The 12747-nt window shown below is 64.2% G+C and carries 9 protein-coding genes; 5 read left to right on the forward strand and 4 right to left on the reverse strand.

The window, feature by feature from the left end; translation table 11 throughout:
• Positions 1-151: 151 nt before the first annotated feature.
• Positions 152-1084, reverse strand: a complete 933-nt coding sequence (locus KBA32_RS06005; protein ID WP_367113752.1) for a helix-turn-helix domain-containing protein — start codon at positions 1082-1084, stop codon at positions 152-154.
• A gap of 157 nt (positions 1085-1241) precedes the next feature.
• Here KBA32_RS06005 and KBA32_RS06010 point away from each other — a divergent pair, with 157 nt between their 5' ends.
• The 4 genes from KBA32_RS06010 to KBA32_RS06025 all read left to right on the forward strand — a co-directional run bounded on the left by KBA32_RS06010 (position 1242) and on the right by KBA32_RS06025 (position 6352).
• On the forward strand, positions 1242-1883 hold the full coding sequence (locus KBA32_RS06010; RefSeq protein ID WP_294356490.1) for a hypothetical protein: 642 nt from the start codon (positions 1242-1244) through the stop codon (positions 1881-1883).
• 122 nt (positions 1884-2005) lie between these two features.
• Positions 2006-2884 carry a glycyl-radical enzyme activating protein gene (locus KBA32_RS06015; protein WP_294356493.1) on the forward strand — a complete coding sequence of 293 codons (879 nt, stop codon included), beginning with the start codon at positions 2006-2008 and terminating at the stop codon, positions 2882-2884.
• 12 nt (positions 2885-2896) lie between these two features.
• Complete coding sequence (locus KBA32_RS06020; RefSeq protein ID WP_294356495.1) at positions 2897-5290, forward strand: pyruvate formate lyase family protein; 2394 nt, start codon at positions 2897-2899, stop codon at positions 5288-5290.
• Between the two features lie 15 nt (positions 5291-5305).
• Entirely contained in the window at positions 5306-6352 is a 1047-nt protein-coding gene (locus KBA32_RS06025) for a GntR family transcriptional regulator (protein ID WP_294356498.1), read from the forward strand.
• On the opposite strand, the gene KBA32_RS06030 is transcribed toward KBA32_RS06025, so the two are convergent.
• Positions 6353-7204: an SDR family oxidoreductase gene (locus tag KBA32_RS06030; protein WP_294356500.1), complete on the reverse strand. Its 852-nt coding sequence runs from the start codon at positions 7202-7204 to the stop codon at positions 6353-6355.
• An 88-nt stretch (positions 7205-7292) separates the two neighbouring features.
• Here KBA32_RS06030 and KBA32_RS06035 point away from each other — a divergent pair, with 88 nt between their 5' ends.
• Complete coding sequence (locus KBA32_RS06035) at positions 7293-7745, forward strand: helix-turn-helix domain-containing protein (protein ID WP_294356504.1); 453 nt, start codon at positions 7293-7295, stop codon at positions 7743-7745.
• 566 nt (positions 7746-8311) lie between these two features.
• Here KBA32_RS06035 and KBA32_RS06040 read toward each other — a convergent pair.
• Positions 8312-9085 (reverse strand): DUF3750 domain-containing protein, encoded by a 774-nt coding sequence (locus KBA32_RS06040; protein ID WP_294356506.1) that lies wholly within the window; start codon positions 9083-9085, stop codon positions 8312-8314.
• Positions 9086-9097: 12 nt separating this feature from the next.
• Positions 9098-12535: a hypothetical protein gene (locus KBA32_RS06045; protein WP_294356508.1), complete on the reverse strand. Its 3438-nt coding sequence runs from the start codon at positions 12533-12535 to the stop codon at positions 9098-9100.
• Between the last annotated feature and the right edge of the window lie 212 nt (positions 12536-12747).

Here is a 12747-nt window from a genome sequence, read left to right on the forward strand (position 1 = left end):
ACTTGATCAATATCAGCCGCTTCGAGCCGGGGACCCGGCAGCTGCGTTATTAGCACTCACGCTTAACGAGTGCCAATAATAGGGACGGGGTAGGTGAATTTCAAGACGGGATTTTCTATTTTTTTCGTTGCGCGCTGAAAACGGGCGACGTTCAGCGATCCCCGTCACGTTCGCCACCGGTCTGGCGCCGATACGCCGACGGCGTCATGCCCATGATTCTGCTGAAGGTCTCGGTGAAGTAACTGCTCCCGGAAAAACCGGTGCGCTGGGCGATCTCGGTCACCGACAGTCTTCCGGCGGCGAGCAGCGAGAGGCTTTCGCGAATCCGGCAGGAGATCGCGTAGCCCATCGGGCTCGTGCGCAGCATGCGCCGGAACAGGCGGCAGCACTCGCCCTCCGACAGGGCCATGCTCGCGGCAATGTCGGCGAGCGTCATTCGATCGGCGTAACGCGCGTCGATGAATGTCAGCGCGCGCCGCATCCGCTCGATATCGCGCGTGGACTGCAGGCCGTCCCCGATCGTTCCTTTCGCGTTGGGAAGCGTTTCGGAGAACCGATGGATCAAGCGCCAAAGGCCGAGGATCCGCTCCATCGCGTCAAGTTCCCACCCCGGCTCCGCCTCGTCGATCATCGACTGGAAGGTAGCGACCCGATCGAGCAGATCGGCCTGCCACGGCTCGTCGCGTTTCAGATGAACGAATGCCAGCCGCGGATCAAGGAGCTGCGGCTGGACGAAGTTTCCGAAGAGCCGCGTGCCGGCGAGGCCACCGAGGAGCGCGGGATCGATCCGCACGACCTGGTATTCGCAATCCGCCGCGTGCTCAAGCCAGCCACTGTGGAGCGTGTTGCCGGCCAGATAGACGCCTTCGCCGCGGCGAATCGTGAAGCGCGTGCCATTGGCCTGGAAGGCCATCTCGCCTTCGACGACCCGCTCGAATTCGAGCGCGCCGTGCCAGTGGCAGTCGAATCGACCGCGCGCAAACGTGGATAGCCGCCAAGTGCTGGCTTGAATCGGGAAGGAGGCGTCGAGCGGGAAGCTGATTTCCCGTTGACGACCGTCCATGCGCAGGGTGAGTTTGTCCATAGCGGCCGGGAAGCGTGATGCGTTGAAGCGCAGGATTGTTATTACATTCGCCAGTATTCCGACATTTTTCGCATTGCTCGTAAAACTACAATCAATATATCTGGAAAGATCGATATTTCACGACGCACACTGCCCCGACTTCGAGAAAAAAAGCTGCATGAAGGAAAGAACACTCAATATCGCCATGACCGCCGTCGGCATCGCGCTGTGCGGCACCTCGGTCGGCATGGCGCGGCACGCCGGCTTCGGCACCGATCCATTCACGGTTCTGGTGACCGGGCTCGACAACCGGCTCGCCCTCGGCTATGGCGTCATCTTCACGACGCTCGCCGCGCTCTTGCTGGTCGGTGTTTTTCTGTTGAAGCGGCGGCTGATCGGCCTAGCGACGATCTTCACGCTGGTCGGGCTCGGCTTCTTCGTCGAGAGCTCGTACCAGATCGCCGACCTGCTGATGCCGCATCCGGGCGTCGCGTTGCGCAGCGCCGAGTTGGCCGCGAGCCTTGCCTTGATTTCCCTGGCGTCGGCGCTGTATTACACCGCCGATCTGGGTGTCTCGCCCTATGACGCGGTCGCGCTCATCCTGGCCGATCGTACCGGCGTGCCCTTTCGCTTCTGCCGCATCGCTACGGACTCGGTCTGCGTTCTCGTCGGTTTCAGCTTCGGCGCGACGCTCGGCGTCGGCACCATTCTGACTGCGCTGTGCATGGGGCCGCTGGTCGATCTCTTCAACCGTTGCGTCGCGCAGCCGCTGCAACGCCGCTATTCCCGGCCGCAGCGACTGCAAGCGCAAAGTTGTTGATTCACCGCGCAAAGGGAATCCTGGGCGACCGACAAACTGCTTGACTCGAATTGGTATTCGTACACAATACCAATGATCAAAGAGGCGCCACCTCGCCTTCGCGCCAACCAATGAGACGAGTCATGCAACTGAATGTCTTCCGCAAAGGTTTCAACACTTCGCAGGACGGGCCGGGGAACCGGCTGGTCTATCACCTGCAGGGCTGCAACATGCGCTGCGCCTGGTGCTCGAACCCGGAAGGGATGGCGCGCAAAGGCACCTTGCTCGTCGATGCGGAAGGTTTGCGCGAAAGCGCTTGCCCGCACGGCGCAATCATCGGGAAGACGATCGACCGCACGCGTTGCGCATCGTGCGAGACCCGCGAATGCCTGACGATCAACCGCAACCAGAGCATCCGCTGGTCGTCGACGCCCTGCGATGTGGAAGCGCTGGTCGTCGAAGCCAGGCGCAGCGTGCCGCTCTACTTCGATGGCGGCGGCGTCACGCTGTCGGGCGGCGAGGTCACCGTCCAGTTCGCGGCGGCGAAGCGCCTCTTGCAGCACCTGAAGGAAGAGGGCATCCACACCGCGATCGAGACGAACGGCGCGCACCGGCGACTGGGCGAACTGTTCCCGCTCGTCGACTGCCTCATCATCGACTTCAAGCACCACGACGATGCGCGCCTGCGTGCAGCCACCGGCGTCGGCATCGAAGTCATCAAGCGCAACCTGCGCAAAGCGCTGGCCGAGCATCCGGACGTGCTGATCCGCATCCCGCTGATCGGCGGTTTCAACGACGCCTCTGCCGATGCGGAGCAGTTCGCGGCTTTCTTCCGGCCACTCGACACAGCACGCGCTCGCTTCGAGTTTCTCAGCTACCACGAGTACGGCAAGGACAAATGGGCGCAATGCGGCCTGCCGTACCGGATGGAGCGTATGAAAAGCGCCTTCGTCGGCAACGAAACCGTCGCGCAATTCCAATCCGTCTTCGCGGCCGCCGGCCTGCACGTCATTCACACTTGAGGGAGCAAGTTCATGGGCATTCATTCTGTATATAGCAACGCAGAGATCAGCGCGCTGGCCAAGGCGCGCTTCAAGGAAGAGCGCAGCCTGCAACGCCTCGACGGCTGGTTCCGGGTGAAGGAAATCCGGCGCGAATGCGACGCGCAATTAGCACAATTCGCCGACCTGCCGCCCGCCTTGAAGACGGCGCGGACGATGCGCGAGGTGATCCGCCGGCTGCCGATCTCGATCAGCGAGCACGCGATCTTCGCCGGCACGCAGGACGACGCCTTCGCCCGCTCGTACGCGCTGATCAACCCGACCTTCGAAGTCAATTCCTTCACCGGCTACTGCGATCCGACCGCGGTGTTCGGCGACATCGAGCCGAACGCGGAATTCAGCAAGGAACGTATTGACGACTTGCGCGAGTACGAAAAGACGCTGCCCTTCACGCAGGCGCTTAACCACGCCTACACGCTCGCCGGCAACGCCACCGAGGAAGCCGTGTTCTTCATCGAACAGGTCACCGGCCACCTGATTCCCGACTTCAAGCCGGCGCTCGCCAAGGGCATCACCGGCCTCATCGCCGAGATTGACGCGAAAATCGGCAACGCGACGCCAGCCAAGCGCAGTTATTACGAGGCGATGAAGGTCTCGCTCGAATCGATCGTGCTGCTCGCCGACCGCTACGCCGAACTCGCGCACGCCCAGCAGGCCGATGCGACCGGCCAGCACAAGGCAGCGCTCGCTATACTCGAAGCGACACTGCGCCACGTGCCGCGCAACCCGGCGCGCAACCTGCACGAGGCAATCCAGTCTTTCCTTCTGCTCTGGCAGGTGATGTGCCTGGAGCAGTCGCCCAACCCGTTCGCCTTCTCGGTCGGCAACGCGGACCGCATTTTCGAACCGTACCGCGCCGCCGAGGACACCGACCGCGCGAGCAGCGCCTCGCTGTTCAAGCACTTCCTCACCTTCTTCAACGTCGGCGACCGCAGCTGGGCGATCTCGCAGAACGTGATGGTGGGCGGCAAAGCGTTCGACGGCACCGATCTCACCAATCCGACGTCGTACGCCCTGCTCGACGCCTATTTCGACATGAACCTGCCGCAGCCGATTCTCTCGGCCAAGCTGCACAAGAACACGCCGTCGGCGCTCTACGAGGAACTCGGCCGCTTCTACTTCTCGTCCGGCGTGCTCACGCCGTCGCTGTTCAACGACGACTCGCTGTTCGACGTCCTCGCCGCCTCGGGCGTCGCCGCCGAAGACCTCGAGAACTACTCGGTTGCCGGTTGTCAGGAACCGTTGATCATGGGCAAGGACAACGGCAACACGACGAATAGCTGGCTGAACCTCGCCAAGATCCTTGAACTGACGCTGCACGGCGGCATCTCGGCGATCTCCGGAAAGCGACTCGGCCTTGATCTCACCTCCGCGAAAACGGCCGATCGCGCGACCGAACACCTGTTCAACCTCCGCGAACGCTTCTACGCGCACGTCGAGCATTTCGCCGACAAGATGGTCGCCGCCGCCAACGAGGCCTCGCGCGCCATCGGCCTCCTGCCAGTGCCTTTCCTGTCAGCTTTTATGGGCGGCATGGAGACCGGCGTCGACATGCGCGACACCAACGAGCAAGGCACGAAGTACAACGGCAGCGGCTGTCTGATCCACGGCCTGTCGATCGTCGCCGACTCCTTCGTCGCCATCGACCAGTTCCTGAAGGATCGCCCGCTCGAAGCGGAGCGCCTGTTGCGCGCGCTGAAGACCGACTTCAAGGACGACGAAGACCTGCGCCAGTACCTGCGCAGCTGCCCGAAGTTCGGCAACGCCATCGAATCGGTCGACCGCGAAGCCAAGGCCGTCGCCGATCGCATCAGCGCCCTGATCGCCGCCAAGCGCAACTATCTCGGCAATCCGTTCAGGCCCGACTGGAGCACGCCGTCGACGCACCTGCTCTACGGCCACTGGGTCGGCGCGACGCCGGACGGGCGGCAGGCGCGCGAGATGCTCGGCTACGGCCTCGACCCGCTCTACGGCGAGGCGCAATCCGGGCTCGGCCTGCGCGTCCTCTCCGGCGCGCAACTGCCGTACAAGGCGATGAACGGCGGCTACGCCTCACACTTCGGCATCAACCCCGGCCAGTTCCGCGGCAAGACGCTGGCCGACAAGGGTCTCGAATTTCAGCGCAAGGTCGTCGCGCCGCTGTTCACCAACGGTCCCGACGGTGAACCCGGCCCGTTCTACCTGTACGTCAACGTCACCACGCCGGACACGCTGCGCCAGGTGCTCGCCAACCCCAAGGAGCACGCGCCGAGCGGAATCTATATCATGCGCATCCACGGCACCTTCGTGAATTTCCTCGACCTGTCGCCCGAGATCCAGCAGGACATCATCAAGCGGCTCGACCTGGACTCGACCGCCCTGAACTGAGCGCATGATCTGAGAATGAAAGCCAGCGAAAAAGACCGCCTCTACCGCATCCTCGAAAACAAGATCTGCGAGCGGATTTTTCGCGGCGAGTACGCCGATGGCGAGAACCTTCCGCCCGAGCGCACGCTCGCCGAGAGCCTCGGCGTCAGCCGCGTCACCGTGCGCAAGGCGCTGGCGCTGCTTGAGGCCGACGGCATCATCCAGCGTGTGCAGGGCAGCGGCAACCGCGTTGCCCTCTCAGTCGCCGGCTATCCGGGCACGACCGACCTCATCGCCGTCCTCGCGCACGCGCAGAACGTATTTTTCGCCGAGTTCATCGATTACTTCCAGCGTACGGCGGAACTTAGCGACTCGCTGGTGCTGTTCAAACAGGTGCCGGCCAGCGAGGCGCTCGAAGCGAGCCTGTTCAAGCTTTTCCAGAAGAACATCCGCAACGCGGTGATCTGGCTTGAGGACCAGCCGGTCGACATGGAAGCGATCCGCCGCCTGCGCGGCCTCGGCATGAACATGGTGTTCTTCGACGTCGTCACGCGCTCGCCGTACGCCGACGGCGTGCTGCTCGACAACCGGGACGCCATCGCTTCATTGCACGACGCACTACGGAGCAAGGGGGCGAACCGGATCGGCTACGTCGGCTGGGACAACGCCGCCGTGCTCAGCGCGCGCGAGCGCGAGCAGGCCGCGAGCGAGCAGACACCGACGCCCGCTTTCGTGCGCCGAATCGACTGGCGTGACAAGAATCACCTCGGACAGATCGCCGAGACGATCGCCGACGAAATCAAACCGGCATCGACGCCGCCTGACGCGCTGCTCTGCGGCGACGGAGAGATCGGCGTCGCGATCCGCAAGGCGCTGCTCTCGCGCGGACTCGCCGCCATCCGTGTCGCCTCGCCCGACGAGTATCCGGAATCGCGCGCGCTCTCGATCACCGTTTACCGGCAGGACTTCGAGAAACTCGCCGAGCAGACCTTCAACTGCCTGCTCGCGCAGAATCGGCCCGGCTGGTCAGCGTCGGTTTTTCCGATCCGCGGCGAGCTCGTCGAACCCGCCGCAGCGGATTGATTACGCCAACGCCGCCTGCATCAGCGTCGCGAGCGACGTCGTCGGTCGGCCGATCAGCGCGCTGAGCTGGCGTTGATCGTCGAACAAGCCGCCCTTTGACGCACCGACGTCCGAGTCGGCGAGCAGGTCGGCGATTGGCTCCGGCAGACCCGCTCCGAACAGCGCGGCCTTGTAGTCGGCCTCGGGCAGATTGACGTAAGGGATTTGCTTGCCCGACTGGCGGCTCAGTTCAGCTGCGAAGTCGGCGAGCGTATACGAATCGTCGCCCGCCAACTCATAGACCTTGCCCGCCTGTGCCGGCGCCGTCAGCGCAACGGCGGCCGCTTCGGCGTAGTCGGCACGCGCGGCGGAAGAAATACGCCCCTCGCCGGCGCTGCCAATGAAGGCGCCGTGTTGCAGCGCTGGCTGTACGCTCGCCAGGTAGTTCTCCGTGTACCAACCGTTGCGCAGCAGCACGAACGGGAGGCCGGACTCGCGCAGGTACGCCTCGGTTGCCGTGTGCTCGGCGGCCAGACCGAGCGGCGACGTATCGGCATGCAGGATGCTGGTGTAGGCGAGCAGCGCGACGCCGGCTTGCTTCGCCGCGTCGATGGCGTTGCGATGCTGCGCAGCGCGCTGTCCGATCTCGCTCGACGAGATCAGCAGCACTTTCTCAGCGCCCTGGAACGCAGCTACGAGCGAAGCCGGGTCGGTGTAGTCGGCCTTGCGGACCTGAACGCCCAAGGCGGCGAGATCGGCAGCACGCGCCGGATTGCGCACGGCGGCGACGATCTGGCTGGCAGGCACTTTGGCCAGCAGTGATTGGATGACGAGTCGGCCGAGCTGGCCGGTGGCGCCGGTAATGACGATCATGGGTGGAACTCCTGTGTGATGTGATGAACGAGCACGCACAGTATCGGATATACTAACTTTTCGTAAGTACGCACCTGGAGGTTAGTGCATGTCCGACATTTCAAGCCCAAGCCGCGTGACCGAACGCATCCCGCTCTCCGAACACCTCATGCGCGGCAATCTGTTTGCCGAGGCCTGCCCGTCACGCGAGGTGCTGAAGCACGTCACCAGCCGCTGGGGCGTTCTACTCCTCGTCGCGCTGATGGCCGGCACGCACCGCTTCAGCGACCTGCGGCGCAAGATCGGCGGCGTCAGCGAGAAGATGCTGGCGCAGACGCTGCAATGGCTGGAAGCCGATGGCTTCGTCCTGCGTGTGCAGTACCCGGTCGTACCGCCGCACGTCGAGTACTCGCTGACGGCGCTGGGCGAGGAGGTTGCTTTGCGCGTGCGCGATCTTGCCGACTGGATCGAGGTGAAGTTGCCGGAGATCATGCAGGCGAAACCGCAAGACGACGCTGCCGTACCCGCGAACGTGGCGGTTACTACGCACCGGCTTCGGTAATTCACGAGGGTTGTATGTTGATGAGGCGCTGTGTTCCGCGCCTGACGCGCGGCATTACTTTCTTTTGTCTTGCCAAAAGAAAGTAAGCAAAGAAAACGCGCGCCCACAGCGTCGCCCGGCTACGCCGGGATCTCTGCGCTGCTCAGGCACAACGGGAGGGCTGCGGAACTCGGGCTTCGCCCTCAGACAGTCCTCGCCCTTCTTCCCGTTGCGCCTTGCGCTGCTCGACGACGCAAAGGGCCAATTGACAACCGATCGAATAGCGACCGTCTGACGCATGAAATACCGTTCGGTGTGCTTTCCCCCCCTCGTGCAGCGCCGAGCAACGGAGTGGGGCCGGGGGCAGTCGGCGAGGACTGTCTGAGGGCCAAAGGCCCGAGTTCCGCAGCCGCCCGGCTTGCCGAGTAGCGCAGGGCAGCCGGCAACGCCGGCCGCGTAACGCGGGGGTCGCCTTCTTTTTGGTGACTTTTTCTTGGCGACGCAAGAAAAAGTCACACGCCGTCAGGGCGGAACACAGCCTCAGCTCTCCGAAGGCGCTTCCTGCTGAGCGCGTGCCGGTATGAAGATCAGTTCCCGCGGCGTGTCGTATCATCCAACCCGATACGCCCAACGAACGGCAACCGCAACCCCGGACTGTTCAGATCGACACCGAAGTTCAGGCCGAGCAGGTTGATCTCCAGCCCCTCGCCCAAACCGACATTGACGCCGAGCAAGCCAAGCAACGTCGCCTGCACGCCGCTACCGGAAGACGAAATACCAAGCGGATTCGTGATCGGGCGGTAATCCTTGCCGATCGCATTGGCCGGCAGGTCGAGCTTCAGCGCCGGTACTTCGCGCCCAATGTGCGCCAAAAACGTGTTGCTGTTGGGGCCGGGGTACACACGATACGTGTCGGCATACGGATAGCTGGCGATCGCCGCTTCGATCTTGCCGATTATCGCATCGACACCTTCACCGCGAAGGTCGACCAAAAGCTGCGGCCGTTCGCCGTACCAGAGGCCGTCGGGCAGCGCGTAGTTGCGCTGGACGACATCCGGCGCGCGCCAGCCGACGACGTCGTAGCGCGTGAAGGCCGTCTCGCCGGAACGCTTGAAGACGATCCACGGATGCACCGCGACGTAGCGCCGCCAGCCGTAGGTCGGCGCAACGTACACCTGCACGATCGCCGTGTCCCGCAAGACGACCGGGTCGGGCGCGATGCCGGCTGAATGGCGGGGCGCCGTGCGCCAGCTGTAGTTCTTCGGGCCGTCGTCGGTGAGCGAGGCGTTGGCCACGCTGAGCCCGAAAGACAGCGCGACCAATCCCGCGACGAACAACCCGAGCCGCGCCGTCCGTTTCATCACCGCTCCACGTCAGCGACCGCCATCCAGCGGCTGCAAACCGATCGTACCGACCAGCGCGGCGCGATACTCGGGCGAGCCGGCGCGCACGCGTTCGGTCTGCGTCTGCGCGCGCCGCGCGGCAATGCCCAGGCGCGTGACGACGCCGGCGTTGTCCGGCCGGTCGATGAACTCGTAGAGCGAGGCGACGGCGCGGGTCAGACGCTTTTCGTCGGCGCGCTGCTTGGCGTCGAGCCGCTCGGCGTACCAGTCGCTGGCGAGCACGCTTTCGCGCGTAAACATGGCGCGCAACTCCGGCGAGTCGAGGCCGAGGCCGCTTTCGCTGCGGCCCTTGGCCATGATCTCGAGCAGTGCCTTGAGCGGCGGGCAAGCCATCGAGATCGTGCCGTCGGCAAAGTAGGACTCTGCAACGCGTTGATGTGTGGCGACGATGTTGGCCACGCCGTCAACGTAGATGTCCATGTCCTGCAGCTCCGGACGCAGCATCTCGTCGGTGAATACCGAGTGCGGATGCAGGAAGACGCGGCCGAAGTAGCGGCTGGTGAAGCGCGCCGTGACGCGATAACCGAGGCGGCTGGCGAGCACCGGCTTTCCGTTGTGCTCGAAGTCCTCGACGCGTTCCAGCGCGCCTTCTTCGATCAGGCGCTTCGCGTCGCGTTCTTCAGCGCTCATGCGCGCGAAGATCTCCGGCACCAGCAGGCTGATGTCGTGATCGACGCGCACGTTCGGCCCGACGTAACCGGCGGCCGACAGCCAGCCGTCGTGACCGGTCAGCGCCAGCGAGACAAAGGCGGCGTTGAGGTCGATGATCGCCGGCAGCATGTTGAACGGCCCCTTGGTCAGCGCGCCCTCAGAACCCGCGCCGGTCGTCGACGGCGACTTGCCGGTCATCGAGCTGATGTACTCCATGAAGAGTTCCGGCAGCTCCATGTAGTGCAGCGGGTTGAACGGACACAGCGGGCGGATGCCCTCTTCCGGCGGATTGTTGCGCCGCCCGGTAGCGACCACGTGCACCGGCGTAACCAGCGGTTCGCTGGAAGGCTGGCGGCGGAAGAGACGCATCGCCAGTTCGGCCGACGCCGTCTCCTTCGGGTTGGCGATGTCGGTACGCAGCTGCAGGTAGCGCGGATTCTTGGTCGGTTTGCCGTCAACGATGCGCGGGTGCGCCGACGAGACGAAGTACTTCGGCGACGCGTCGTCCGGCGCGTCGGCGGCGGCCTGGATCAGGCGCTGCATCGGTGCGGTGAAGGCGTTGAAGCCGATTGCGTCGTCGACCAGTTCGCGTGCGTCAGAACCAACCAGCGGCGCGAAGTTGGACATGAACGAATCCGGCAGCGCGATATCGGCTTCGGCCTGGCCGTCGTAACCGCGATGGATCGCGTCGTCCGGCCGCTGGAAAAGGTAACGCTCGCAGTTCTTCACATACTTCTGCGACACCTCGCCGAGCTGCCCGCTGACGACGCCGGCCGGAACGACAACGCTCGCCGTGATGTCGTCCTCGGTCTGCACCTTGATCGCCGGATGGAAGTCGTGACGCAGGCCGAAGACGCGCCACGAGTTGTCCTTGCCGAAGCCGATGCGCAACGTGTTGACGATCAGCTTGCGGCCGTCGAGTTTCAACGAGTACCCCTGCCGGCCGTTGATCACGTCGACCGAGTAGTGCTTGCGCCAGTCGTTGCCCCATTCCGGGCGATGGAAGCGTTTGACGACGAAGACGAGTTCCTTGACGTGCTGCGGAATCGAGCGCAGCCACTCGTTGTACTCGTCGTTGTATTCGCGCGACGAGGGCGTGAGCAACTTGATGACGCTGCCCATCGAGCGCTCGTTGGAGAGGATCAGGCGGTGATCGCTGCCGTTCTTCGCCGGGTCGCGGAAGCGGTCCGAGAAGTCGCGCGCGAGGATGGCGGCGACCGCCTCCATATCGCTGTCGATGTCCGGCACATAAACGTAGCCTTCGAGAATCGCATCAGACAGCGCTTTCGAGATTTCCGACTTGCCGCCGCCCGATACCGTCGCTGGCTTGTGGCAGTCGGTCACATCGGCCGAGGTACCGACGAGGTTCCACTGCTTGCGATCGGTGCGCGACGGCTCCATCTGCATGCGGTAACCGTTCGGCCCCATGTAGGTCTTGCCGGCGAGCATCTTGATCGACGCCGTGCTGCCGTCCGCCTTCGTCCAACACACCGTCTGCGTGCGCAGGCTGTAGGTCGATTTGGCCGGCACCAGCACGAGATGCGGGTTGAGCTTGTCGAACGCATGACCTTCCGGCTGCGCGACGAAGCGGTCGGCATCGCGCTTCAACACGTCGTCGAGCGAATACGCGTCGCCCGCCGTCAGATCGGTGTACTCCTGTCCTTCGTTGTAGCTCGGGAAGACGAGCGCACCGCCGGCGTGTTCCTCCTCCGCGAAGCCGTAGAGGTTGGCCGAGTAGCTGATCTGCGTCTTCACTTCCTTCTTGCAGTAGCCGAAGTAGTTGTCGGCAATCAGCGTCACGACCACGCCACGCGCGTCGCGTGCGCAGATCTTGAAGGCGTTGCCGCCGTTGTACAGCTCGCTCTCGCTCTTGTAGCACATGCCGTCGCGGCGCTGCCGTTCGGTCGCCGCGTCCCACTGCGGCAGCCCGAGCAGGTGCTTGGGCACGCCGACCAGATGCGGCGCGAGGATCACGCAGCCGCTGTGCCCGGTCCAGCTGTCGGGGTCGAGCGAGGCGTCGTGTTCCGGCAGGTAGGGGTCGCCGCCGTTGCCGAAGATCGACTCGACGAAGTCGAGATTGGCGACCAGCGAGCCGGGGACGAAGAAGCGCGTTTCCATGCGCTTTTCCGGGATGAAGCCGGGCACGCCGGGCACGACCAGCGGACGCAGCTGCAACGAGACGTAGCACGCCGCCGGCACCGGCTCATCGGCCGTGAAGGGCAGCCGCATCGATTCGGCCGGTGGATTGAGCGCCAGCGCCAGCAGGCGCGAAAACGCCAGCTTGGGCACGGCGAGCTTGTCATCCGGCACCGGCAGGCCGCCTTCGACGAGGTGGAAGACGCCGGCCGTCGTGCGCCGGTCGCTCGCCGGGTTGTGCAGCACGCCGTTGCGCAGGCGATAGCTGGAGAGCAGCGGCGACTTGAAGTAGTCGCCGTTCGCCGGTAGCGACAGGCCGCGTGCAAGACCGGGCTGATCGAGAACGAGCGTGCGGCGCGGCAGCTGCGGCGCCGGGCCGACCTCGGCCAGATAGTCGGTGAGGAAATTCTGGATGCGCTGGTCGACCGGACACAGGCGGTCGGCCAGCCGGCGGTTCGCCTCGCGCTGGCGCGCCAGGATCGGCTCCATCAGGCCGGTTATCACAGCGCCATCCGCATCGGCGGCAAGCGGCAGACCGAGCAGGGCGAGGCGCAGGTTGATCGCGGCGTTGAGATCCTGGGGAGCGATGGCGGCAGGGGCGAAGCGGTCTGGAGAATTCATGGTCGACTCAATCGGTGGTTTGGAAGTGTGTTGCGCAACTCAGCGTAGCCCGGGCCGGCTCGAAATCAAGCCGGGTCGGCGCCATGATGGTCGGGTGCAGTGAAGTTACTGCGACCGTCGGCCGTGCCTTAAGTTTGCGACGCCCGACATTATCGGATACCGCGCCCATTAAATATAATTAAACAAATTTTGATACCCCATATAGCCGGATT

Origin of the sequence: Propionivibrio sp. (assembly GCF_017995515.1) — a bacterium.
Lineage (GTDB): Bacteria > Pseudomonadota > Gammaproteobacteria > Burkholderiales > Rhodocyclaceae > Propionivibrio.

What these genes read in the sequence shown, in the direction of transcription:
- KBA32_RS06025 (WP_294356498.1), top strand. Translation starts at nt 5,306, where the DNA reads ATGAAAGCCAGCGAAAAAGACCGCCTCTACCGCATCCTCGAAAACAAG.
- KBA32_RS06005 (WP_367113752.1), bottom strand. Translation starts at nt 1,084, where the DNA reads ATGGACAAACTCACCCTGCGCATGGACGGTCGTCAACGGGAAATCAGC.
- KBA32_RS06045 (WP_294356508.1), bottom strand. Translation starts at nt 12,535, where the DNA reads ATGAATTCTCCAGACCGCTTCGCCCCTGCCGCCATCGCTCCCCAGGAT.
- KBA32_RS06015 (WP_294356493.1), top strand. Translation starts at nt 2,006, where the DNA reads ATGCAACTGAATGTCTTCCGCAAAGGTTTCAACACTTCGCAGGACGGG.
- KBA32_RS06030 (WP_294356500.1), bottom strand. Translation starts at nt 7,204, where the DNA reads ATGATCGTCATTACCGGCGCCACCGGCCAGCTCGGCCGACTCGTCATC.
- KBA32_RS06010 (WP_294356490.1), top strand. Translation starts at nt 1,242, where the DNA reads ATGAAGGAAAGAACACTCAATATCGCCATGACCGCCGTCGGCATCGCG.
- KBA32_RS06035 (WP_294356504.1), top strand. Translation starts at nt 7,293, where the DNA reads ATGTCCGACATTTCAAGCCCAAGCCGCGTGACCGAACGCATCCCGCTC.
- KBA32_RS06040 (WP_294356506.1), bottom strand. Translation starts at nt 9,085, where the DNA reads ATGAAACGGACGGCGCGGCTCGGGTTGTTCGTCGCGGGATTGGTCGCG.
- KBA32_RS06020 (WP_294356495.1), top strand. Translation starts at nt 2,897, where the DNA reads ATGGGCATTCATTCTGTATATAGCAACGCAGAGATCAGCGCGCTGGCC.